Source organism: Marinobacter zhejiangensis (assembly GCF_900114775.1).
Taxonomy (GTDB): domain Bacteria; phylum Pseudomonadota; class Gammaproteobacteria; order Pseudomonadales; family Oleiphilaceae; genus Marinobacter; species Marinobacter zhejiangensis.
The window spans coordinates 407,559-431,397 of the sequence record NZ_FOUE01000001.1 but is presented as its reverse complement, the minus strand read 5'-3'; the positions used below and the strand labels follow the sequence as shown (position 1 = coordinate 431,397).

Genomic DNA, 23,839 nt, shown 5'->3' with positions numbered 1-23,839 from the left:
ATGATGACGATTGGAATGCGAGCGTTTCAGTGGGCCTTTTCCACCTATAGCCAGGCGTTACCGACCCTGGCCGCCGGCACGGCGACCCGTTTGATGACCAAGCCACGGGTACCGGATCAGTTGCGCAAACGCAGTGTAGTTGCTGGCGAGGATGTGGTGGCGCTGGCGGGTGGCGGGTATCTTTCGGTGCGCCCCGGAGGCGCACGTAATGCCCTGTTGGTGCATGGCTGGTCGTCAGGGGCAGGCATGTTTGAAGGAGTGGCGCAGGCGCTATCACAGCGGGGCTACACCCTGTACTCGGTTCACCCCGCCGGGCATGGCCCGTCCACTGAACCCAGTTCCCACCCGGGGCGGTTTATCGAGGCCATCGAAGCAGCGCTGGCGTATATCGATGGTCCCGTTGACCTGGCGGTGGGCCATTCCATGGGGGCGGGAACGTTGGCTTACGTGGTGGCAGGAACAGAACGAATCCACCGCCTGGCGCTGGTATCAGGCCCCGCTACGTTCGAAGGGTTGCTGCGGCGGTTTGCCCGCCTGATGCGGATGTCATCCCGGGCGGAACAGCGGTTCCTGTCGCAAATGGAGCGTACGGTGGGGCTGCCGTTGTCGGCGCTGGATATCACCGAGCGGGCAAAGCTGATCCATGTCCCGACGCTGGTGATTCATGATCGTAACGACCGAGAAGTGCCCTTTGAGTGTGCCGGGCGCCTGGCGCAATCGTTGTCGAGGTCTGAGGTGTTTCCAACGGACGGACTGGGGCACAACCGCATTCTGCGTGACGCCGAGGTGGTTCTTCGTATTGCCGAGTTTGCCGATGGCTCTTCCATTGATGAGCCATCGGCTGGGCAGGATCCGGAGGGGCGGTATGCTACAGCGTCGTCTTGACCTGTTTGCTGAGGTGGTGAAGTTGTCCAGCCACAGCGTCCCAGTTGTCTTGCCCGACCAGATCGGTGAACTCGTCGTGGGCCTTTTGCCAGCGCAGGACCGCCAGCCGGTAGATCTCGTCACCTTCCGGTGTCAGGGAAAGGCCCAGCGAGCGTTTATGGCCACTGGGTTCGGACCGGACCAGTCCCTTTTTGATCAGCATCTCCACGGTTCGCTGGAGCGAGGTGCGTTCCATGCCCAGGGTGTCCGCCAGCTGGTGGATGGACTCGGGGGGGCAGACCTTGATGGCATTGAGCACAGTAAACTGGGTAATGCGCAGCCCCAGGTCGGCCAAACGGCTGTTGTAGTGGCGAGTGATCAGACGCGAAAACACCCGGGAATGGAGTGCCGCACACTGGCGGGCAATGTCCATCGGTTGGGGGGAGGTGTCGGCGGTATCGGTCATGGCGGGGCGCTCTGTCGAACAATAAGTGTATATACACAATTATCGGAGACAAGGTTGGCGCTGTCCAGCCGCAAATAATTTTAATCACCCATTAAAGTGTAAATACACTTAATTGGAGTTGAAACAGGAGATCAACATGAAACCAGCCAATGAATTTGCTTCAAGGTTCTTTCGGCAAGTGGTCCGGTGGCGCTGGCTTGTACTGGGGCTGTCGCTCCTGCTGATAGCGGGTGCCGCGAGCCAGCTGGGGCAGTTGCAGAAGAACACCCAGGCGGATGCGTTCATTGACGAGAACAACCCTGCACTGATCTACCGGAAAGCGGTGGAGGAGCGCTTCAATCTGAAAGACCCCATCGTCATCGCGGTAGCGGATGGCGGCGAGTCCGGCGTTTATCGCAGTGAAACCCTCGCGTTGGTGCAGTGGCTCTCGGCGCGGCTGAAGTTGGTGGAGAACATTGACCCGGATGGCATCACCAGTCTGGCGACGGAATCCAATATTGAGGGTGATGCTGCCGGGATGGCGGTAGAGAAGTTCCTTGATGGTGATCTGGACGCGGCCAGGGTTAACTGGATAAGGGAGGGTATTGGTGACTTCCCGCTGTATCAGGGCACCCTGGTCGCCCGCGACCGTTCGACCACCCTGATTGTTGCGGAGTTGCTGGATGAAAACGATGCCGAGGCTACCTATCAGCGGGTGATGGCGCTGGTCGGGCAGGCTCCGGTCCCGGATGGCGTTCAGCTCCATGTGGCAGGGGAGGGCGCGGTTGCGGGTTACCTGTCATCCTATGTGGACCAGGACGCTCGCAGGCTCAACCCGCTGGCCGGGTTGATCATCACGGTTGTCCTGATCCTGGCCTTCCTCACGCCCCGGGCGGCGTTGATACCCAACCTGGTTGTGGCCGGAACGGTTGCGGTTACGTTGGGGGTAATGGCCGGTGCTGGTGTGGAATTCTACGTGATCACCAACGGCCTGATTGTCTGCATGATCGGGGTCGCGGTCGCGGATTCGGTGCATATCTTTTCAGACTACTACGAAGCTGGGGCGCGAGCCGTGGCCGCCGGCGAGAGCCCTGACCACCATGCCCTCATCGTCCAAACCATGGTGCGGATGTGGCGACCGGTGACCTTGACCACCCTGACCACGGCTGCTGGTTTCCTTGCGCTTTACCCCAGCAATGACATGCCGCCGTTGCAGTATTTTGGCGTGTTCGGCGCGCTGGCGGTGGTGGCTGCCTGGCTGCTGACCCTGCTGGTCATTCCGGCGCTGCTGGCGGTGCTGCGCTTCCGGCCCAGCCGGCGCCTGCGGGCTGAGGGCGTTATCCGGCCAGCGTCGTCTCTGTTAGTGCGTGCTTTGTCGTTTGCCAGCCTGCGTCGCCCGGGTTGGACCCTCTGCGTTGGTTTAGTGTTGGCACTGGCGGCGGGAGCCGGTACCAGCCTGGTGGTGGTGAACGAGGAGCGAATTGAAAACTTCCAGCACCATGAGCCGATCTATCAGGCGGATAAGCTGATCAACCAGCGTATGGACGGCAGTCATTACCTGGATGTGGTGATTGAGACGACGGCCCCGGAAGGTCTCTACGATCCGGGCGTTCTGCGCCAGATTGAAGACCTCCAGGTGTTCCTGGCGTCGTTGTCAGCGGTACAGGGCACCACGTCCATCGTTGATTACATCAAGCAGATGAACAAGGCGGTCAACGAAGATGACAGCCGTTTTTACCGGATTCCGGATGACCCTAACCTGATCGCCCAGCTGTTCCTGCTCTACAGCGCATCGGCCGATCCCACCGACTTCGAGAACCGGATCGACTCCCCCCGTCAGACCGCACTGGTGCGGGCCACCCTGCAGAGTGGTTCATATCTGGTGTCCCGCGAACTGGTGCCACAGGTCGAGGCGTACTTGAACGACCGCTTCGATGGTGCAGTACGGGCGAACCTGAGTGGCCGGGTCAACGTTGACTACCACTGGATTGGCGGGATTGCTGCCAGCCACCTTAACAGTGTGCTGATCTCATTCCTGGCCGTGTTGACCATGGCGGCGTTGCTGTTTCGTTCGTTTGCTGCCGGGGTTATGGCTGCCTTGCCGGTAGGACTGGCCATCCTGGTGATCTATGCGGTGATGGCGATCCGGGGAATCTGGCTGGGTGTGGGTACTTCCATGTTCGCTGCTATCGCCATCGGGCTGGGTGTGGATTTCGCTATCCATACGCTGGACAGGCTGCGTCAGGAACTGTCGGCTCAAGGTAAGGCATCGCTGGCGGACCGCATCGGTACTGTATTTGCCTCCACCGGCCGGGCGCTCTGGTACAACCTGCTGGCTGTGGCTCTGGGCTTCGGTGTGCTGATGACCAGCCAGGTGCCGCCGCTGGTGAACTTTGGCTTGCTGGTGGCGTTGTCCGTGTCCATCGCCTTTGTGGCGAGCCTGGTGTTGTTGCCGGCGCTGGCGGTGGTGTTTCGTCCGGCGTTCCTGTTTGGCCGCTCCGGCAGTCTGTGGAAAACCGCGGCCTGGGTGGCCTTGTTGGTCGCAATCGCGGGCTCGATCCAGCTGGCCAGCGCCAGTGAAGAGCCTCCCGAGGTGATGGCGATCATCGAACGAATGAACGCCCGTGACGATGGTGAATCGGTCCAGCGGGACATGATCCTCACACTGACAGACCGCCACGGCAATGAGCGGGTGGAGCAGACCCGGGCTTTCCGCCGCTATGACGGGGATACCAAAAAAACCATCATCTTCTATACCGAACCGGCCAGTGTCAGCGGCACCGGGTTTCTCACCTGGGACTACCCGGATGCCAATCAGGACGATGACCAGTGGCTGTACCTGCCGGCCCTGCGCAAGGTGCGTCGAATCTCTGCGTCTGACCGCGGTGACTACTTCCTGGGTACTGATTTCACTTACGAGGAAATCAAGAAGGAAAGCAAGATCGAGGCGGCCGACTATGTGTTCTCCCTGGAGGGCGAGGCCCAGGTGGATGGGTATCATACCTGGGTGGTGGAGGCGTTGCCGCGCACGCCCGAAATTGCCGAAGCCCTGGGTTATAGCCGGGTCCTGATGCGCATTGATTCCACCATCTGGATGCCACGCCTGTGGGAATTCTGGGATGAAGGTGGAAACTTCCTCAAGACGGTTCATGCCATGGGTATCGAGCAGATTGACGGTATCTGGTCAGTGCTGGAGGTGCGGGCAGAGAACCACAAGACCGGCCATACCACCCGTATGCAGTTTGTAGACACTGATTATCATGCCGAGGTGCCGCCACGCCTGTTTGAAACCCACGCCCTGACGCGGGGGTACTGATTATGGGTACCAAGGTGCGAGCCTGCGGGCTGGTGGCGTTGTTGAGCGGGCTGGGCTGGCTGGGGCCGGTCCAGGCCCTCGACTGGTCGTCGACCCTGGCGCTGGAGTCGGCCTACAGCTATGAATCCGGCGACTGGCAAAAGAACAGTGTCACATGGCGGCCGCAGATTGTTGGTCGTCTGGGCTACGGCACTAAGGTAACCGCGGAAGGCCTGGTTCGGGTGGATGTAGAGGACAACCTCGATCCGGGCCAGCCATCACAGCCATTTCGGGCGCGGGATTCTCGCGCCTACTTTCCCAATGATCTGACGGATCTGGAGTTGCGCGAGCTGTATCTGGATCACTACCTCGGCTCAGCGTTTATCCGGATTGGGCGGCAGCAGATTGTCTGGGGGCAGGCCGACGGCCTGAGGGTGCTGGACGTCATCAACCCGCTGACCTACCGGGAGTTCATTATGCCGGATCTGGAAGAACGGCGAGTTCCCCTGTGGTCGGCCCAGGCAGAAATCCCGGTGTCGGGATGGACTGTGCAGTTGGTCTGGGTGCCGGATGGGTCTGTCACAGAGTCTATGTTGCCTGGGGCGACCTATGCCCTGTTCGAGGATCCGTTTGACGGCCAGGGTGAGTTCCGGGTTAATCGGCCCGAATCGGGCCGGCAGGGTGATGGTGGGCTGCGGGCCAGCGCGTTTGCTGGCGGCTGGGACCTGACTCTGAACTACCTGTTCCATACGGTGGATGATCCGCTGGTTCAGGTTGACCCGGTGGCTATGGTCACGACGTTCAACTACAACCGTTCCCACCTGTTTGGCGCCACGGCGGCCCGCGCTTTTGGCAGCCTGACACTGCGGGGAGAGATCGGCAGCGAGAGCCAGAGGCGTTACGCCCAGGCTGGTTACCAGGGTTGGCAGAGCACCCGCGAGACCAGCTATGTCGTGGGGCTGGATTACAGTGTCTCCGGTGATTTGCTGCTTAGCGCCCAGCTATTCCAGAGATGGCGTCACCAGGCTGACGCTGATCTGGAGCGGCACCGGGAACAACTGACGTTCCTGGCGCGGCAGGAGCTGATGAACGATGCCCTGATCATGGAGCTGTTGACCATTTACGATGTTCAGGATCAGGAGGCCCTGAGCCAGTTGTCTGCCAACTATCGGGTCAGCTCTCGCTGGGAGTTGTCGGCTGGGGGGGATGTCTTCAGTGGCGACCGGTCCGGCACCTTTGGTCGCTTCCATGACAGCAGCCGGATTTACATCGGTGCGATGCTCAGTTGGTGATTTTGGGTAAACGCTGTGGGCATTAAAACGATACATTGGCCCAAAATGTCCAGTGAATATCGTCACAAATTTGGCGACAAACCAAACACCCTGTTAGATTTGCCGATAAACTGTTCAAAAAATGACACCCGGACTTGACGCTTGCTGGTTTGTGTCGATGTCCGGTTGCTTGTGTCAAAGTCTGGTGAACGGTGCGCTGGGGTTACGGGTATGGATCGCGTGTACAAATCAATCGGGTGTGGCTTGGTGATGGTCTGTCTGGCCGGGCCGTGGAACGTCTGGGCCCAGGATGGGGCGGGACAGCCAGTAGGTGATCCTGCGTTTCGCTATCAGGAAAGAACCACGGTGCATACCATTGGCCTGACGTCGATGGCGGAGGATTCACTGTCCGATACCGTTATTGAAGGGGGGCTGTCTGCACCCGCGGCCGGGGTGCCGGTGGCCACCAGCGAGGAGAATTTCTACCTTGATCCGCTGGCGCTGCAGCCCAATGACAGCCGCACCGACCTGGGGCGTTCCGAGATTCCTGCCGACATTCGCTTCAGTAACCCCAGAAACATTCCCGGCCAGGTGCATGGGAATAACTACGCTATCCAGCCGCCAACCAACCGAACCTATGGGAGCTTCGGCGCCAGCGTATCCGAACGCTGACGGCTGCAGTCCTGATCAGGCTGCAGCCGTTGTGGCCACTTGCGGTTTTTCCAGCACATCTTCGTAGAAAAATGTCAGGGCCTGGCGGGCCTGGTTCAGTCGCGCCCGCGACAGCTGGATACGGTCACTCAGGTAATGGAGGAACTGCTGGCGGTCATCGTTTTCCAGCGCGGTGACGTCTTTCTGCTCGTGGAACAGCACAAAGCGGGTAATCCAGTGCAGGTAAGTCTGTTCGGTTCGCTGATTCAACTGATGCTTGTGAATGGCCAGGGTAACTCGCTGGAACAGGCCTGGCTGCGTGTGTTCCAACGCTTCGATCGGATGCATGGTGAGTTCTTCCGGGTACATTGTTGTTGTTATATTCGCCGCATCATATGACAAACGTTTGAACGTCGCAAAGGTCGATGGGCAAGGTGATGGCGGATCGCCCCGATTGCGGTCCGCCATCAGCAAGGCGCTGATCAGCCTTTCAGGGCACCCAGGCGGTCGATGTACTTCTGCATGGCGTCGTCAGCGGACATGCCTTTGACCTTTTCCCAAGCGTCATACTTGGCGCGGCCAACAAAGTCCATCATGCCGGGGCGCTTGCCGTTTACATCGCCTTCGGTGGCTTGCTTGTACAGGGCGTAGAATTCCAGTTTCAGTTCGTTGGACGGCTTGGTGTCGCCTTCCGCTGTCTGGATGAAATTGACGGCTTCTTCGAATTTGGCTTTCAGGTCACTCATGTTCTTATCCCTTTGATTGTCAGGTGTCTCTTGCGCCGCTAGTCAGCGTGACTGGCATTCTAGGTCAGTCGGGTCCGGAGCGTCATTGTCCTTTCATTTCTTTCCTTGGACGAATGGGTTATTGTCCCGCGCCGGATTATAAGCTAGCCAACTGAAATTATGGAGGGAAGGTCCCGTGGCCGCAACCAATCGACTTGCTGGAATTGTCAGCAAAATTAATCAATTGCCAGAATTTGCCCGGTCCCGTGCCTTGTCGCTGTTTTTTGGCAAGGCGGTGCCGTTTACCGGAACCGCAGGCATTCGTATCGAATCCCTGGACGATAGCCGTTGCGTCATCAGCATCGCCAACAAGCGCCGGGTCCAGAACCATATCGGCGGCGTCCACGCTGTGGCATCACTGTTGCTGGCAGAGTCGGCCACCGGCTTCCTGGTTGGCCTGAACGTGCCGGATGACAAAGTACCGGTGATCAAGACCGTTAAGGCTGAGTACACCAAGCGCGCCAAAGGCGACATGCGGGTGGAAGCTCACCTGACAGACGAGCAGAAGCAGCGCATGCGTTCTGAAGAAAAAGGCGATACCGCCGTTGCAGTCACCATCCACGACAGCGAGGCGAAAGAGCCCATCGAGGTTGAGATGGTGTGGGCCTGGACGCCGAAGAAGCGTTAACAGGCCAGACTCTGGCCGGCTGCCAGTGCACTGTTTAAGCGATATGACTGGGGCAAAATTTTGCCCCAGAATGCGCCTGAGTTCATAAAACTGGCGATTTGTTGCTTGAGTAGGGCCAGAGACCTGTGTAGAGTTTGGCCGTCGCGTACCGGGAGGGTACGCCCGAAGGATCGAATCAACCCTAAAGGATCAAGGGAGCAAAGGCCATGTCTAAGGACGGTTCCGTCGCGCCTAAAGAGCGCATCAATATCAAGTATGTCCCCGCCACCGGTGATCAGCAGGCAGAAATGGAACTGCCGCTGAAAATGTTTGTTGTTGGCGACTTCAAGGGACAGCCTGAAGAAACCCCCATCGAAGACCGCAAGGCGATTTCCGTCGATAAGAACAACTTCCAGTCGGTGATGAAAGAGGCGGGCCTGACCCTGACCACCACCGTTGCCAACAAGCTGGAAGATGACGCCGAAGAACTCCCCGTCAATCTCGAATTCCAGAGCCTGGAAGACTTTTCTCCTGACAGCATTGCCCGCCAGGTGCCTGAGCTGCGCAAGCTGATCGAACTCCGTGAAGCGCTGGTGGCACTGAAAGGCCCGCTGGGTAATGTGCCGGCGTTCCGCAGCAAGCTGCAGGAACTGCTCGACAACGAAACCGCGCGTGAGCAGCTGCTTGGTGAGCTGGACCTGGCCACCGGCGATGCCGGCTGACCGGTAGCGATATCTGCCGCCAGGGTGGTGGCAGTTCTCTGATTTTATCTGACACAACGTACTGAAGGGATGTGGTATGTCTGATACTGCTGTGCAGCAATCCGCTGCCTCCGAATCCGTAACCGAAGGATCTCTGCTCGACCAGGTGATGGCCAACAGCCGTATGGCGCCGGCCGATGAGGGCTATGACGTCGCCCGCCGTGGTGTTGCCACGTTCATCGCCAACCTGCTGAAGAGCGACGAAAAAGGCCAGCCGGTCAACAAGGCGCTGGTGGACCAGATGGTGGTTGAGCTTGACCGCAAGATCAGCGCCCAGATGGATGAAGTTCTGCACGCGACCAAGCTGCAGGAACTGGAATCATCCTGGCGCGGCCTGAAGCTGATGGTTGACCGCACCGACTTCCGCGAAAACATCAAGGTGGACATCCTGCACGCCACCAAGGAAGAGTTGCTGGAAGACTTCGAATTCGCCCCTGATGTCACTCAGACCGGATTCTACAAGCACGTTTACTCGACCGAGTACGGCCAGTTTGGTGGTGAGCCGGTGGGTGCTGTGGTGGGCAACTACGCCTTCAGCCCATCGTCCCCGGACATGAAGCTGCTGCAGTTTGTGTCATCGGTTGGCGCCATGGCTCATGCGCCGTTCCTGTCATCTGTGGCGCCGTCTTTCTTCGGGGTCGACAGCTATCAGGAGCTGCCGGCCATCAAGGAACTGAAGGCGGTATTCGAAGGCCCCCGGTATGCCAAGTGGCGCTCCCTGCGGGAGTCGGAAGATGCCCGTTACCTGGGGCTGACAGCGCCGCGCTTCCTGCTGCGTACGCCCTACGATCCGTCCGAGAACCCGGTGCGCAGCTTCAATTACAAGGAAGATGTCAGCGCTGACCACGAGCACTACCTGTGGGGCAATACCGCCTACCTGCTGGCGACCCGCCTGACCGAAAGCTTCGCCAAGTATCGCTGGTGTCCGAACATCATTGGGCCGCAGAGCGGCGGTGCGGTGGAAGACCTGCCGGTGCACCTGTTCGAGTCCTTTGGCCAGCTCGAAGCCAAGATTCCCACCGAAGTGCTGATCACCGACCGCCGTGAGTATGAAATGGCGGACGAGGGCTTTATTGCCCTGACCATGCGCAAGGGTAGCGACAACGCGGCCTTCTTCTCCGCCAACTCGGTGCAGAAGCCCAAACAGTTCCCGAACACCAAGGAAGGCAAGGAAGCGGAAACCAACTACAAGTTGGGCACCCAGTTGCCGTACATGATGATCGTGAACCGCCTGGCGCACTACATCAAGGTGCTGCAGCGCGAGCAGATTGGCTCCTGGAAGGAGCGTCAGGATCTTGAGCGGGAACTGAACACCTGGATTCGCCAGTATGTAGCCGACCAGGAAAACCCGCCTGCGGACGTTCGTAGCCGTCGCCCACTGCGGGCCGCCAAGGTTATCGTTTCTGACGTGGAAGGCGATCCGGGCTGGTACCAGGTCTCGCTGGCGGTGCGTCCGCACTTCAAGTACATGGGAGCCAACTTCGAGCTGTCATTGGTCGGTCGTCTCGACAAGGAGTAAACCATGGCCAGGGACACCGCTGAGGGTGTTCAGGTCATGGGCGGCAGCCTGTTCGAACGTCTCGAACGGGCCGCCGATCCCGCCGGGCAGGGCATGGGGGAAATGGCCCATGTGGTGGAATCCATCAAGCGTCACCTGGTGCGGCTGCTGAATGCCCATCCGGGTAACAGTGCCAGCGCGCCGGACTTGGGCTTGCTGGATTTCAATGACGCTACCCTGGGTACCCACGACCTGAATATCCAGATCCGCAGCGCGATCCGCCAGTGCATTGAACGCTTCGAACCCAGGGTTAACCGGGTCGATGTGGTTGCTTTGCCGCAAGGGCCGGATCCACTTCAGCTGCGGTTCCAGGTGACGGTGTACCTGCGTGTGGGCTCCGCTGACGATAAGACCACCATTGACCTGCTGTTGGACGACAAACGCTATTATCGCGTGGTGTAACGTCGTGAAGTTAAACAGATTCTATCGGGATGAACTGAGCTTCCTCCGGCTTCAGGGGCGGGAGTTTGCCGAGGCCCACCCACAACTGAGCCGGTTCCTGTCGGAACAGAGCACCGATCCGGATGTGGAACGGTTACTGGAGGGCTTTGCCTTCCTGACCGGCAAGCTGCGGGAGAAGGTCGAGGACGAGTTCCCGGAAATTACCCACTCGCTGCTGAACATGCTGTGGCCCAACTACCTGCGGCCGGTACCGAGCTGCACCATCATGCGGTTTGATCCGCAGCTCCATGCCATCAGCGAACGTCAGGGCGTGCCGCGCCATACCGAGGTTCGTAGCCGTCCGGTGGGGGATCATCAGCGCCAGGTCCAGTGCCGGTTCCGTACCTGCCGTGATGTCGAAGTGTTTCCGCTGACGCTGGCCGAGGCCCGTGCCGAGCACACCCGCGAGATGTCGGTAGTGACCCTGGCGCTGGCATTGCACACCGACCAGCCGCTGTCCCAGCTTGGGCTCGAACGGTTGCGGTTTTTCCTGGGGGGCGACAGCCATGTAGGCGAGACGCTGTACCTGTGGCTCAACCATTACCTGCAGGGCATGGAGTTGGTGGTGGGCGATCAGGTGATTAACCTGCCGGTCAGCGGACTGACCCCCGTGGGTTTTGCCGAAGACGAAGCGCTGTTGCCATACCCCAAGAATGCCTATCCGGGTTATCGGATTATCCAGGAGTACCTGAGTTTTCCGGACGCGTTTCGCTTTGTTGATGTGGCCGGCCTGAAAGGGCGGTTGCCAGCGGCGCAGGTGGATGAGATCAGCCTGCGTTTTCGCTTTAGCCGGTTGTTGCCGCCGGAAGCCAAGATCCATAACGACAGCTTTCAGCTCTATTGCACCCCGGCCATCAACCTGTTCAGCCATGAGGCCGATCCGGTGGATCTCAATGGTCGCCAGACCGAGTACCGGATTTCGCCGTCGAGCCGTTCACCGGAGCACTACGAAGTGTTCAGTGTCGATCAGGTGGAAGGCTGGCTGGAGGGCCGCTCTGGGCGAGGGGAGCGACGCCTCTACACCGCCTTTGAGAGTTTCCAGCACGAGGTGGAACGGGAGCATGGCCGTAACGCGCTGTATTACCGGAGCCGGGTGCGTGAGAGTGTCCGGGGCGATGGTTTCGATCATTACATTGCCTTCGTTCGCGGCGATGAGTCGGACTGCCTCAGTCGCCAGGAAGCCGTGTCGCTGACCCTGACCTGCAGCAATCGCCAGTTACCGGAGCAACTGGCGGTGGGGGAGGTCTGCATGGCGTCGGAAAGTACACCGGCGTTTGCCACCTTCAGCAACGTGACCCGGCCGTCAAGGTCGTTACGGCCATCGCTGGATGGCAGCCTGTTGTGGACGTTGATCTCCAACCTGTCGCTGAATTACCTGTCACTGCTGGATGAAGACGCCTTGCGCACGGTTCTGCGGGTGTATGACTTCCGGGCGCTGGCCGATCGCCAGGCCGAGCGGATTTCACAGAAGCGGCTGGCGGGTATTCGTGGCATCGAGACCAAGCCGGTGGACCGGATGGTCCGTGGGCTGCCGGTGAGAGGGATCCGGTCGGTGCTGCAGCTGGACCAGCAGGCGTTCGCCAGTGAAGGCGACCTGTACCTGTTTGGCACGGTGCTGAGCCGGTTCTTTTCCCTGTACGCAAGTATCAATGCCTTTCACCACCTGGACGTGGTGAATACCGATAACCAGGAACGGTACACATGGACGTTACAGCAAGGGCAACAGCCGCTGATGTAGCCGAACTGCAGCCCGTTCTGGGCAATGCACGGCGTTACAGCTTTTTCCAGCTGGTGGACCTGATCCACCGGCACCATGGCGATGATCTGGAACGTGGCGTGGACCAGCGCCCCAGTCAGGAGCGTATCCGCTTTTCCGCGTCTGCTGGCCTAGGGTTTCCGGGCAGTGATGTGGTGTCGGCGCTGTCGCCGGAACATGAGCACGCGCCCTACCAGATGGAAGTGAGCTTCCTTGGCCTGCACGGATCGCAGTCGCCGTTGCCGGGCTATTACCTGGAAGATCTGGCCTGGGAGGCGGGCCAGCAGACCGGCATCCGCCGGCATTTCCTGGACTTCTTCAATCACCGCCTGCTGACGCTGTTTCACCGCAGCTGGCGCAAGTACCGCTATTACGTCCGCTACCAGCCGGGCGCCAGTGATGGCTTTTCCGACCACATTTTTGCGTTGGTGGGACTGGGTGACCGTCATTTGCGCGGTGAAACCCCGGTGCCCTGGTCGAAGATGCTGGCCTACGCCGGGCTGATGGCCGGGCGCAGCCGGTCTCCCGATGTGGTGAGTGGCATCGTGGCCCATTGTTTCGACCTGGAACGGGTGGACATCGAGCAGTGGGTGCTGCGCAAGGTTGCTATTCCCCGTGACCAGCAGACCGCGCTCGGCCGCAGCAACGCCAGCCTGGGTGTGGATACCCTGGCGGGGAGGTCGGTGCGGGATCGCAGTGGCAAATTTGTGCTGCGGTTGCAGGATCTCAGCAAGGAACGCTTTGCCGATTTTCTGCCCAACGGCCGCGATCACCAGCGTCTGGTGAAGCTGGTGGAATTCTGCACCCGCGACCAGCTGGCCTATGACCTGGAACTGGTCATGCGTAACCAGGACGTGCGACCGATGAAACTCGGGCAGGAGATGCGTCTGGGCTGGAACTCCTTTGTGGAACCGGACAAAGCGCGGGAAACGCCCGCAGTGCGGATCCAGATCCGACGATAACGGCCATACCAGGCAGGGAAAGGCAACCATGGCAGAGACAGCAGCAACCAACTTACGGCTCATCATCGCCAATTCGGCGGCGGTGGCCAGTGGGGTCGGCAGTGACTACCTGTTCACACCCCAGGGTGGCTCGATCGGCACCGCACCCAGTGACAGCTGGCAGCTGTCGGGGCATCGCACCGGAGCGATGGCCGGTCATGCCGAGATTCGCTTCATCGATGGCGGGTATTGCCTGATTGATCGCAGCGGCCGTACCTACATTAACAGCGCCAGCCAGCCGGTTGGTCGCGGGCGGCGGGCACGGCTGACCAGCGGTGATGTGATCAGTATTGGCCGCTACCAGCTTAAGGCCGAGCTGGTCACTGGACCTGCCATCGAGATGCCGGCACTGGATGCCTCCGCCGGTATGGGTGAATCGCTGGTGGATGGCCCGGAAGGTGCGCTGCGCCGGCCATTGTCTGCCAACGAGTTTGGAGGGGCAGGACGCGAGCCCCTGTCGGGCCTGCCGACGGCCCCGGCCCAAACGGTCAGCGATGACCCCCTGGCCGGCCTGACGCGTGGGGATGAGCCCGCGTCAGCAGGGTCGCTGGAGGGCGGCACCATGCTCGCCCACCAGGCCAGCTGGTTTGCCGATGCCAGCCCGGTGACGGATGAGTACCGGGATAACCGTGACGTCGCGCTGGGCCTGCCGGTAAACCCGCAACAACTGAACAGGAATGACAGGATGTCAGAACCAACACCGGGCCAGGAGCCCACCACGACGGACAGTCCGGGTGATGCCAGTCGCCAGCACATCAGCGGTGCGCCGTTGCTGAAAGGCATGGCGGCCGAACTGAGTTTCGCCGACAGCGACGATATGCGGCTGTTCCTGGAGGAGGCCGGCGCCACCCTGAAAGCCACCATCAACGGGCTGTTGTCCCTGCATCAGCAGGAAGACAGTCGTCACCGTGCCTTGCGGACGCGGCTGCAGCCTATTGAGGACAACCCGCTACGCCTGCCGCAGGACTACAACGGCACCATACAGACGCTGTTTGCCGGCGAGCGTAGCCCGGTTCACCTGTCGGCCCCGGCTGCGGTGGCGGAGAGCCTGGAAGGCCTGCGGCAACACCAACAGGCGACACAGGCCGCCATTGCCGAGGCCCTTGAGGCCATCCTTCATGCGTTCTCGCCTGCTGCGCTGCTGCGCCGGTTTCACGGCTATCGCCGGGGCTTGCAGGCGGACGAGAACGAGGCGGAGTGGGCCTGGCAGATGTATCAACACTACTACCGGGAGCTTAGCTCCAGTCGTCAGCAAGGGTTTGAACGCCTGTTTCAGGAGGTGTTTGAACAGGCTTACGACCAACACCTGCGACAACTGCAAAGGGAGAACCTGTCGTGAAGTACTGCAAATGGAGTTTGCTCGTCGCTGTGCTGGCCCTGGCCGGGTGCAGCACGCCCTACAACGCCGTGACCAAGACCGCCCAGGTGCTGTGGGACCCCGACATTCCGGTGGGCTATCCCGAGGACCTGCCTAGCCGGGTTGACCTGACCATGCTGGCGGAGCCGGACGTGAACCCCAACGAATCCCTGGCGCCCACTCCTATTGCCTTCCAGATTGTGGAGCTTAGGGACAGTTCGCGAATTATGGCGGCAGATTTCGACCAGTTGCTGACGGAGCTGGAAGACTCCCTGGGCCGCAACTACGTCGATCACGCCGACTACACCCTGGTGCCGGGCCAGTTCAAGTTTGTTGAACCTTTTGAAATCAGCGATGAAACCCGCTTTATCGGGGTTATTGCCTTCTACGCCTACCCCAACATGTCCCAGTGGAAGAAGGTGGTGCGGGTGGACCCCATGGGCGGTCGTTATCACCTGCTGGTGAACCTGCGTGAGCGGGAAGTGCAACTGACGCGTTCGGATGAATCCTGATGACCATGAATAACCGGGTAATCTGGAGCGACGGGCTGTTCATCAAGCCCCAGCATTTCCAGCAGCAGCAACGATACCTGGAGCATCAGATCCATGAACGGGGTCTGGCGCTCTCTGACTACCTCTACGGCTTCAGCAGTCTGGAGCTTAACGCCGAGTACCTGAGCTTTGGTCGCATTGGTCTGGTAAGGGCCAATGGCCTGTTCCCTGACGGCACGCGCTTCAGCCTGCCCCAGGACGATGTGATGCCGGAGCCGCTGGAAATCACCGACGACTCAGTGGCCAATCAGGTGGTGTACCTGGCGCTGCCACTGGGTAGCGACAACCTGGCGGAAGTGGCCTGGCCGGAGTCGGCGGTGAGCGGGCGCTTCCGGGCTCAGGGTGCCGAAATCCGTGACCTCCATTCCATTGATGGCGACAGCCACACCATCGATGTGGCGAAAGTGGCTCCGCGACTGATGCTGGAACGAGAGGACATGAGCGCCTACGCCGCCCTGGCGATTGGCCGTATCCTGGAAAAACGCCCCGACGGCAGTCTGGTGATGGACACCAACTTCCTGCCCACCATGCTCAGTGTCCGTGCGGCGCCGCGGCTGCAGCGCTTCGTGGGCGAGATGGCGGGGCTGATGCGGGAGCGGGCCCGTAACATCGCCGACCGGGTTGGTGCACCGGGGCAAGGGGGCGTGGCCGATGTCGCCGACTTCATGTTGCTGCAGCTGCTGAATCGGGCTCACCCCCGCCTCATGCACCTGGCCCGGCTGCGCCAGCTCCACCCGGAGCGGCTGTTCGAGGCACTGCTGGAGCTGTGTGGTGAACTGGTGACTTTCACCGACGAGAGCCGGCTGCCGCAGGAGTATGCCGCTTACGATCACGACCTTCCGGAGCCGACGTTTACCCCGTTGATGCAGGTACTGAGGCAGGCCCTCAGTACGGTGCTGGAGCCCCGTGCCCTGTCGATCCAGCTCCAGCAGCGGCAGTACGGCCTGACTGTGGCACCCATCCAGGATCGCCAGCTGATCGGCAACGCCGAGTTCATTCTGGCGGTGAAGGCGGACATGCCGCTGGACGACTTGCGCAAGCAGTTTGTGCAGCAGTGCAAGGTGGCGTCGGTCGAGAAAATTCGCGACCTCATCAGCCTGCAATTGCCCGGTGTACCCCTGGCGCCGTTGCCGGTGGCTCCGCGGCAGTTGCCTTACCACGCCGGCTTTATCTACTTCCGTCTGGACGAACAGAGCCAGGCTTGGCAGATGCTGGACAACGCCAGCGGATTCGCCTTCCACGTGGCCGGGGATTTCCCGGGCATGGAAATGCAATTCTGGGCAATCAGGAGTTAAGCCATGGCAGATGCAGCGGTGATGGATGCACCCAATGGATATCGCAAGGACAGCGGATTCAGCGAGTTGCTGTTCGCCGACAGTCGCGCTGAGTCGCCGGCGCTCGCCGACGACGGTTTCCTGCTACGGGGGCGCGAGGATAACCGTCTGATCGATGCTGCCAACCCACTGCTGGGGCTGGTGGTGCGGGTCCGCCGGCTGGCGGATTTCCAGCGTGTGCCCGCCCTCTACCAGCAGGTGGTGGACGAGATCGCGGATATCGACCGGGAACTGGTGGAGCAGGGCTACGAACGGCCGACGGTGGTGGCCTATCGCTATGTGCTTTGCGCGTTTATCGACGAGGCGGTGCTGGGGACCGACTGGGGTGCCCACAGCGTCTGGTCACAGCAGTCCCTGCTGTCGCGCTTCCACAACGAAACCTGGGGCGGCGAAAAGGTGTTTGCCATCCTGTCGCGAATGGAACAGGAGCCCTCGCGCTACCGCGACATGCTGGAGTTTATCTACCTGTGTCTCTGCCTGGGGTTCGAGGGGCGTTACAAGGTGATGACCAATGGTCGCGACGAATACGACCAGGTCATTCGCGGGCTCTACGACCAGCTGAAGGAACTGGCCGGTGCTGAAGCGGCGCCGTTGAGCCAGCCGCTGGATAACGTCGCCCCGGCCCGCAACCGTATTCGCCGTGGCCTGCCGTTGTGGGTGATGGGGGGGCTGTTTGCGGCCGCGATGGCGGGTGTCTACCACCTCTACAACATGGCGCTGAACGAACGCATCAAGGACGTGCTCAGCGTACTGGAACAACTCCCGAAATAAGGAGATCACTGTGATTCGGGTAGAACTGCCGGCGCTGATCGGGCGCCTGAACGAGTTTTGCCGTGAGGGGCTGGAAGCCTCTGCGGCGCTGTGCATCAGCCGACAGGGTGCGGAGATCACCCCGGCCCACCTGCTGTTCAAATTGCTGGAAACCCCGTTTTCCGATGTGCGCCAGATCCTTGAGCACACCGGAGTGGATGCCCTGGCCCTGCAACCGGTGGTCGGCGACAGCCTGTCTGGCGAGCCTCGGACGGCCGAGCCTTACCCTTCGTTTTCACCACTGCTGATTGAGCTGCTGCAGGACGCCTGGCTACTGGCGTCCACCGAGCTGGGCCATACCCAGCTGCGTTCCGGTGCGGTACTGCTGGCGTTGCTGTTGAATGCCGACCGTTACCTCGCGCCGGTCATCAGCCAGCCCCTGGTGGACATCAATCGTGAACAGCTGCGCAAGCAGTTCAACCGGCTCACTGAAGGCTCGGTGGAGCAGCCCCAGGAGACCGGAGCTGGCGGAGCCGCGCCTTCCGCACCGGCCGACCTCGATGTCCTGAGCCGTTACGCCACGGATTTCACCCGTCTGGCGCGGGAGGGGCGGCTGGACCCGGTGGTGTGCCGCGACAGCGAGATCGACCAGATGATCGACATCCTCTGCCGCCGCCGGAAGAACAACCCCATCGTGGTGGGTGACGCCGGAGTAGGGAAAAGTGCCGTGGTGGAAGGTCTGGCCCGGCGCATTGTGGAAGGTAATGTGCCAGAGCGGTTGCAGAAGGTCGAATTGTGGACCCTCGATCTGGGCGCCCTGCAAGCCGGCGCCTCGGTAAAGGGGGAATTCGAGAAACGCCTGAAAGGCGTGATCGAGGCGGTGAAGGCATCCGCGACGCCGATCATCCTGTTTATTGATGAAGCGCATACCCTGGTGGGTGCGGGCAACAGCGAAGGGGGCTCTGATGCGGCCAACCTGCTGAAACCAGCGCTGGCGCGGGGAGAGCTGCGTACCATCGCCGCCACCACCTGGCGCGAGTACAAGAAGTATTTCGAGAAAGACCCGGCGCTGAGCCGTCGCTTCCAGCCAGTGGCTCTGGACGAGCCGACCCCGACGCAGGCGGTCCATATCCTCAGGGGCCTGCGAACGGTGTACGAAGAAGCTCACGCGGTGCTGATTGCCGACGACGCCCTCCAGGCTGCGGCCAACCTGTCGGCCCGCTACCTGGCCGGGCGCCAGTTGCCGGACAAGGCCATCGACGTACTCGACACCGCCTGTGCCCGGGTCAGCCTCAACCTGACCACTCCGCCCCGTCGCCTCAGTCACGTGCGCAGCGAGTTGCATCAGCTGCAGATGGAGCGTGACCTGCTGGCACGGGAAAGCCGTCTTGGACAGGCGACCGATAACGACCGCAGTGAGGCGCTCACCCATCAGCTGACGGCCCTGGAATCCGAAGCCGGGGATTTGGAACAGCGCTGGGACACCCAACGGTCGCTGGTGTCACAGCTGGTGGACGTTCGCCAGCGCCTGTTAGCGGGCAGTGACGACAACGAGGCGGAAGACGGCGACGACCTGGTGACCCTGCAACACACCGCGGCGGCCCTGGAGCAGGAGCTGGACGCCCTGCAACAGGACGAGCCCCTGGTGCATGCCCGTGTCGATGCCCGCCAGGTGGCGGAAGTGATTGCGGACTGGACCGGAATTCCGGTGAACCGCATGACCGCGGACGAGCTGGAAAAGATCACCCATTTGCCCCAGTACCTGGAAGCACACATCAAGGGCCAGGACCTGGCCATACACTGCTTGCACCAGCACCTGCTGACTGCCCGCGCCGACCTTCGTCGTCCTGGCCGTCCCCTGGGTGCCTTCCTGTTGGTCGGCCCCAGTGGCGTCGGCAAAACCGAGACGGTGGTGCAGCTGGCCGAACTCCTCTACGGCGGCCGTCAGTTCCTCACCACCATCAACATGTCGGAGTACCAGGAGAAACACACGGTATCACGGCTGATCGGCTCGCCGCCTGGCTACGTCGGCTTTGGCGAGGGCGGTGTCCTGACCGAGGCTATTCGCCAGAAACCCTATTCGGTGGTGTTGCTGGACGAGGTGGAAAAAGCCCACCCCGAGGTTCTCAACCTGTTCTATCAGGCCTTCGACAAGGGTGAGCTGGCCGACGGCGAAGGGCGCCTGATCGACTGCAAGAACGTGGTGTTCTTCCTCACCTCCAACCTTGGCTACCAGACCATCGTCGACCAGGCACAGACCCCGGAAGCCATTGAGGAGGCGCTCTACCCGGAACTGGCCCGGTTCTTCAAACCGGCGCTGCTGGCGCGGATGGAAGTGGTGCCCTACCTGCCGCTGGGTGAAGACACTCTGGACCGCATCGTGGCCGACAAACTGGGCCGCCTGGCCGACCAGATCCGCGACCGCTACCACACCGAGGTGGTGCTGGAAGACGGCCTGGTCACCGCGATCCGCAGTCGCGCCACCCGCAGCGAAAACGGGGCGCGGATGCTGGAATCGATTATTGAGGGCGAACTGCTGCCGCCGGTGTCTCTGGCCCTGCTGGAGAAACTCGCCAGCCGCGAGCCGGTCAGCGAGGTCCGTCTGGGGGTCTTGGATGGCCGCTTTAGCGGCACCGTGAACTGATTGGGACAACATCATGGGACAGATGCAGAAGGAACTGCACACCGGTATTGAGCTGGCGGTTGCGCTGATTCGCCAGGGCGACCTGCCGTCGCTGTTCCGGGAAGCAACCACGCAGGTAGAGCGGCTGTTTGCGGTGGACCATTGCTGGCTGCTGGAACTGGAACACAGCGGCCGGGCGCTGCGCTGCGAGGCCCTGGCCGCCGTCAGTGCGGTTGAGGCGACCTTTGATTGCCGGGATTTCAGCCACCCGTTTGCCCATGTTCTGCAGCAGGGCCAGCCCCGGGAGCTGTCGCGGGCGGCCGGTTACCGACTTGACCACCCGGGCTTCCAGGCGCTGCTGGAGGCCAGTGGCAATGCGGATTCCCTGTGGCTGCAGCCGGTATGCGCCGAGACTGGCAAGGTGCTCGGCATACTGGTGATGTGCCACCGGACCACAGTGTGGCCGGGCATTGTCTCGCAGCCCTTGTTCCAGGGTGTGCTGACCCTGCTGGCGTTCCAGTGGGCGGCGGAACTGCAACGGAATGACCAGGTCTGGCAGCGGCGTCTGCTGAAACGCTCCCTCGACCAGCTGCATTCCAGTGAAAGCATCCGTAGTCGCAGCGAACAGCTGGCCACGACCCTGGTGGGTGGCTCCGTCGCTATGGCGGACCTCCGGGCCCAGGTCATCCGCGCTGCCGGCAGCCAGCTGTCGGTGCTGATCCAGGGGGAAACCGGTTGCGGCAAGGATCTGGTGGCGAGGGGGCTGCACCAGTTTTCCAATCGGGCCGACGGCCCCTTTGTGGTGGTCAACTGCGCGGCGATCCCGGACTCGCTGTTGGAAAACGAGCTGTTCGGCCACACCAAGGGCGCGTTTTCGGGCGCGGACCGGGCCAAACAGGGGCTACTGGCCCAGGCGGATGGGGGCACCCTGTTCCTCGATGAAATTGGTGATATGCCGATGAGCCTGCAATCAAAGTTGCTGCGGGTACTGGAAACCCGGCAGTTCAGGCCGCTGGGTGCCCAGCAGGAGCAGCACTCGGATTTCCGCCTGGTGGCGGCCACCCACCAGCCGTTGCAAGCCTGCATCCGCGATGGCGGGTTCCGCCGGGACCTGTTTTACCGGCTCAACCAGGTTCCACTGACTGTGACGCCGTTGCGGGAGCGTTCAGATGACCTGGAACCCCTGTGCCGGCACTTTATCCGTCAGTACCAGCAACGGGAAGGGCAGGGGCCCATGGGCATCAGCAGTCAGGCTCTGCAAGTCCTGGCGGGTCACCCGTTCCCTGGCAATGTCCGGGAGTTGCGGAACGTCGTTGAGTTTGCCTGCCTGCAAACCCCGGCCGGGGACGATATCCAGCCCGAAACACTTTGGCTAGACCCGCTGGCGGTGGTGGAGCCGGAGCATGAAGAGGCTGGCCAGGCGGCGGCCGTGGCGGTTGCCTCGGGGGTGCCGCCAACCCGTGATATCGACAACCTGCGGGAGGCTTCCCAAGCGTTTGAGGCGGCGGTGATCGCTGAACGTTTGCGGCACTACAACGGCAATCGTGCCCAGGCCGCAGAGAGCCTGGGGCTACCCAAGCGCACCCTGGCGCACAAGTGCCAGAAGTACAACGTGTCGGAGGCTGGGTGATGGTGATCAATCTGCGCCTTGGGCTGGCGTCATTGGGTCTTTGTCTTGCCCTGCAGGCGGTTCCGGCCTGGGCCGAGGACCAGAACCGCTTGGAGGCGGCCCTGGCCTGCACCGATGAGCCCCAGCGCCTGGTCCGGCTGGCCTGTTTCGATGCGGTGTTCAACACACCGGTGTCAATCCAGCAGGTGGCAACGCCGGAAGTCCCGCGTTCCCCCCGCTGGCGGGAAGCCTTTGCTCAGGAGCAGGGGCGTACACCGGAAACCGGAGCCCTGTATCGCGATACCGGCTCAGTGGCGGGTCACCTGGTCACCATTGCAGCCCTTGGCGTCACGCCCCCGCGTCCGCTGTTACTGGCCCAGTGCCACAACAACATCACCGAGCTGGCGGTGATGCTGCCCCGGCCGTCCGACGATGAACGGGTGGCACTGACCCTGGTCGCGGAGGGGGTGAGCGAACGCCAGCTTTGGCGGGTCCGTGACGGTGGGTATGCGGTCAGTGGCGGGCGCGGCCTGCCAGCCATCCATACCCTCAAAGCGCTGGGACGGGCCAACCAGTTCCGGATTGAATCCGATGCGGCCGGCATTGATGGCCTGGTCTTTGACCTGAGTGGCTTGTCGCAGGCGTTGCAGCCGCTGCGTCAGGATTGTGGATGGTAGTGGGAAGGACGGACACATGCAGGCAGTAGAACAACATCCCTATGTCACCCAGGTGCTCGACCCGCTGATCGGGGAGCAGGCATTGGGAGGCGCATTGGGCGAGGACCCGGTGCTGGAGTTCCTGGAAAACGAGATCATGAAAATCGGCTCCCTGGCCCATACCGGTATCGACTGGGGGCGGGTCGAACGGGAGTCCCTGCAATTGCTGGCGGACCGCAGCAAGGACTTGAAGGTGCTGGGGTTCCTGCTGCTGTGCCTGCAGCGGGGCGGTAATGGCGAGCGCTATGCCCTGTCCCTGTACCTGTTGCACCGGGTATTGGATGGTTGGTGGAGTGAGGCCTGGCCCTATCCCGCCGCCAAGGGCGCCCGGGCTCGCAAGCTGTTGTTCGGACAGGTTCTCCAGCGGGCCAGCGCGGAGGTGGAAAAACTCAGCTTCGATCCCGGCCTGGGGGACGGCCGCAGCTATTGCCTGACGCTGATGGAACGCCTGATTGCCCAGGCCACCGCACAGGGTCTGCCGGATGACGGCTTGTATGACCTGAAGCGGCAGATCGAGCGTTTACCGGCGGCCAATGAGGCACCGAGTGAGCAACCATCGGCACCCACGGTAACAGGCCCGGCATCCTCCCCGGCGGCGGTCACTGCGGCCGCTAAGGATGCCCCGGTGGCCGCCGCAACGCCGTCCCTTGGCGACCTGACCCTGGATGCCGGCAACGAGCGGGCGACCCGCCAGAGCCTGCTCAAGGTCGCAGATCTGCTGACCGAATTGTCCCCCACGGAAACCTTGGGATACCAGTTGCGCCGCTACGCAATCTGGAACGGCATCAGTGCCGAGCCGCCCAGCCGTGATGGCGTCAAGACCGACCTGGCGGCGGTGAGCGCCGACCGGGTGGCGGATTATCGCGAAGCCCTGGCCAAGGGGGCGGACCTGGCGCTTTGGCAACGAATCGAGCAGAGCCTGTCATTAAGCCCATTCTGGCTGGAAGGCCACTGGCTCAGTGCGCAGGTTGCGGATGCCCTCGGCCATGGTGACTGCAGTGAGGCGATCCGCCTGGCGTTGCGTCGTTTCCTCGACCGCTTGCCCAAGCTGGAGGCGCTGACATTTAACGACGGTACGCCGTTTTTGCCCAAGGCGGTGGCCGACTGGCTATTGGCATCACCGGCCAAATCCGGCAGCAGCGGGGCGGGCTGGCAGCAGGCTTATGAACAGGCGGCGGACCTGCTGCCCCGGGACGGGCTTGGCCCGGCCATGCAGCGGCTGGAAGACGGCCTGGCCGACGCTAAGGAGCCCCGGGACCGCTTTTACTGGCGATTGATGTGTACCGAGCTGCTTCGTGAAAGCGGCATGAAAACCCTGGCCCGCCAGCAGGTACGAGACCTTCAGGAACAGACCCGGGCGCTGACCCTGGACGACTGGGAACCGGGGCTGATCGCTCGCCTGGAACGGTTGATGTAGTACGGAATTGGGCAGAGACGAAATTGCACAGAGACGGACGATAGGAA

Annotated in this window: 21 protein-coding genes; 18 read left to right on the top strand and 3 right to left on the bottom strand. The window is 61.6% G+C overall.

The features are described 5' to 3' along the window. Positions 1-3: 3 nt before the first annotated feature. Positions 4-885 carry an alpha/beta fold hydrolase gene (locus BMZ67_RS01895; protein WP_175481812.1) on the top strand — a complete coding sequence of 294 codons (882 nt, stop codon included), beginning with the start codon at positions 4-6 and terminating at the stop codon, positions 883-885. Here BMZ67_RS01895 and BMZ67_RS01890 read toward each other — a convergent pair. Next, positions 869-1,330 carry a MarR family winged helix-turn-helix transcriptional regulator gene (locus BMZ67_RS01890; RefSeq protein ID WP_092020219.1) on the bottom strand — a complete coding sequence of 154 codons (462 nt, stop codon included), beginning with the start codon at positions 1,328-1,330 and terminating at the stop codon, positions 869-871. The two genes, BMZ67_RS01895 and BMZ67_RS01890, sit on opposite strands and share 17 nt — an antisense overlap. A 136-nt stretch (positions 1,331-1,466) precedes the next feature. Between BMZ67_RS01890 and BMZ67_RS01885 the strand changes: the two genes are divergently transcribed. From BMZ67_RS01885 to BMZ67_RS01875, 3 genes are all read left to right on the top strand, one after another. Beyond that, the gene (locus BMZ67_RS01885) at positions 1,467-4,625 is read left to right on the top strand and encodes an outer membrane lipoprotein-sorting protein (protein ID WP_092020218.1); all 3,159 of its coding nucleotides are present in this window, start codon (positions 1,467-1,469) and stop codon (positions 4,623-4,625) included. Positions 4,626-4,627: 2 nt separating this feature from the next. Further along, a complete protein-coding gene (locus tag BMZ67_RS01880; RefSeq protein ID WP_092020217.1) occupies positions 4,628-5,896 on the top strand; it encodes a DUF1302 family protein in 1,269 nt (422 codons plus the stop codon). Between the two features lie 210 nt (positions 5,897-6,106). Continuing rightward, on the top strand, positions 6,107-6,547 hold the full coding sequence (locus BMZ67_RS01875; RefSeq protein WP_245749840.1) for a hypothetical protein: 441 nt from the start codon (positions 6,107-6,109) through the stop codon (positions 6,545-6,547). 15 nt (positions 6,548-6,562) lie between these two features. Here the strand turns inward: BMZ67_RS01875 and BMZ67_RS01870 are convergent, their stop codons facing one another. Together BMZ67_RS01870 and BMZ67_RS01865 are read right to left on the bottom strand one after the other, a co-directional pair. Further along, positions 6,563-6,874 carry a site-specific integrase gene (locus BMZ67_RS01870; RefSeq protein WP_139214316.1) on the bottom strand — a complete coding sequence of 104 codons (312 nt, stop codon included), beginning with the start codon at positions 6,872-6,874 and terminating at the stop codon, positions 6,563-6,565. Between the two features lie 134 nt (positions 6,875-7,008). Continuing rightward, positions 7,009-7,272, bottom strand: a complete 264-nt coding sequence (locus tag BMZ67_RS01865) for an acyl-CoA-binding protein (RefSeq protein ID WP_092020216.1) — start codon at positions 7,270-7,272, stop codon at positions 7,009-7,011. Between the two features lie 175 nt (positions 7,273-7,447). Between BMZ67_RS01865 and BMZ67_RS01860 the strand changes: the two genes are divergently transcribed. The 14 genes from BMZ67_RS01860 to tssA all read left to right on the top strand — a co-directional run bounded on the left by BMZ67_RS01860 (position 7,448) and on the right by tssA (position 23,792). Beyond that, positions 7,448-7,939, top strand: a complete 492-nt coding sequence (locus BMZ67_RS01860; protein ID WP_092020215.1) for a DUF4442 domain-containing protein — start codon at positions 7,448-7,450, stop codon at positions 7,937-7,939. Positions 7,940-8,145: 206 nt separating this feature from the next. Next, on the top strand, positions 8,146-8,640 hold the full coding sequence (gene tssB / locus BMZ67_RS01855; RefSeq protein WP_092020214.1) for a type VI secretion system contractile sheath small subunit: 495 nt from the start codon (positions 8,146-8,148) through the stop codon (positions 8,638-8,640). A 76-nt stretch (positions 8,641-8,716) separates the two neighbouring features. Beyond that, positions 8,717-10,198 (top strand): type VI secretion system contractile sheath large subunit, encoded by a 1,482-nt coding sequence (tssC, locus tag BMZ67_RS01850; protein ID WP_092020213.1) that lies wholly within the window; start codon positions 8,717-8,719, stop codon positions 10,196-10,198. A gap of 3 nt (positions 10,199-10,201) precedes the next feature. Beyond that, positions 10,202-10,639, top strand: coding sequence for a type VI secretion system baseplate subunit TssE (tssE, locus tag BMZ67_RS01845; RefSeq protein WP_092020212.1), 438 nt, complete (start codon positions 10,202-10,204; stop codon positions 10,637-10,639). A 4-nt stretch (positions 10,640-10,643) separates the two neighbouring features. After that, complete coding sequence (gene tssF, locus BMZ67_RS01840; RefSeq protein ID WP_092020211.1) at positions 10,644-12,416, top strand: type VI secretion system baseplate subunit TssF; 1,773 nt, start codon at positions 10,644-10,646, stop codon at positions 12,414-12,416. Next, a complete protein-coding gene (tssG, locus tag BMZ67_RS01835) occupies positions 12,380-13,396 on the top strand; it encodes a type VI secretion system baseplate subunit TssG (protein ID WP_092020210.1) in 1,017 nt (338 codons plus the stop codon). The genes tssF and tssG overlap by 37 nt, the downstream gene beginning before the upstream one ends. A 28-nt stretch (positions 13,397-13,424) precedes the next feature. Further along, positions 13,425-14,774 (top strand): type VI secretion system-associated FHA domain protein TagH, encoded by a 1,350-nt coding sequence (gene tagH, locus BMZ67_RS01830; protein WP_092020209.1) that lies wholly within the window; start codon positions 13,425-13,427, stop codon positions 14,772-14,774. Beyond that, a complete protein-coding gene (gene tssJ, locus BMZ67_RS01825; protein ID WP_092020208.1) occupies positions 14,771-15,304 on the top strand; it encodes a type VI secretion system lipoprotein TssJ in 534 nt (177 codons plus the stop codon). Before tagH ends, tssJ begins: the two co-directional genes overlap by 4 nt. After that, complete coding sequence (gene tssK / locus BMZ67_RS01820; protein ID WP_092020207.1) at positions 15,304-16,638, top strand: type VI secretion system baseplate subunit TssK; 1,335 nt, start codon at positions 15,304-15,306, stop codon at positions 16,636-16,638. The genes tssJ and tssK overlap by 1 nt, the downstream gene beginning before the upstream one ends. Before the next feature lie 3 nt (positions 16,639-16,641). Beyond that, positions 16,642-17,448 (top strand): type IVB secretion system protein IcmH/DotU, encoded by an 807-nt coding sequence (icmH, locus tag BMZ67_RS01815; RefSeq protein WP_092020206.1) that lies wholly within the window; start codon positions 16,642-16,644, stop codon positions 17,446-17,448. 10 nt (positions 17,449-17,458) lie between these two features. Then, positions 17,459-20,071 (top strand): type VI secretion system ATPase TssH, encoded by a 2,613-nt coding sequence (gene tssH, locus BMZ67_RS01810; RefSeq protein ID WP_092020205.1) that lies wholly within the window; start codon positions 17,459-17,461, stop codon positions 20,069-20,071. Between the two features lie 22 nt (positions 20,072-20,093). Further along, complete coding sequence (locus BMZ67_RS01805) at positions 20,094-21,680, top strand: sigma-54-dependent Fis family transcriptional regulator (RefSeq protein ID WP_092020888.1); 1,587 nt, start codon at positions 20,094-20,096, stop codon at positions 21,678-21,680. Further along, complete coding sequence (vasI, locus tag BMZ67_RS01800) at positions 21,680-22,336, top strand: type VI secretion system-associated protein VasI (protein WP_092020204.1); 657 nt, start codon at positions 21,680-21,682, stop codon at positions 22,334-22,336. The genes BMZ67_RS01805 and vasI overlap by 1 nt, the downstream gene beginning before the upstream one ends. Before the next feature lie 16 nt (positions 22,337-22,352). Then, the gene (tssA, locus tag BMZ67_RS01795; RefSeq protein ID WP_092020203.1) at positions 22,353-23,792 is read left to right on the top strand and encodes a type VI secretion system protein TssA; all 1,440 of its coding nucleotides are present in this window, start codon (positions 22,353-22,355) and stop codon (positions 23,790-23,792) included. Positions 23,793-23,839: the final 47 nt, after the last annotated feature.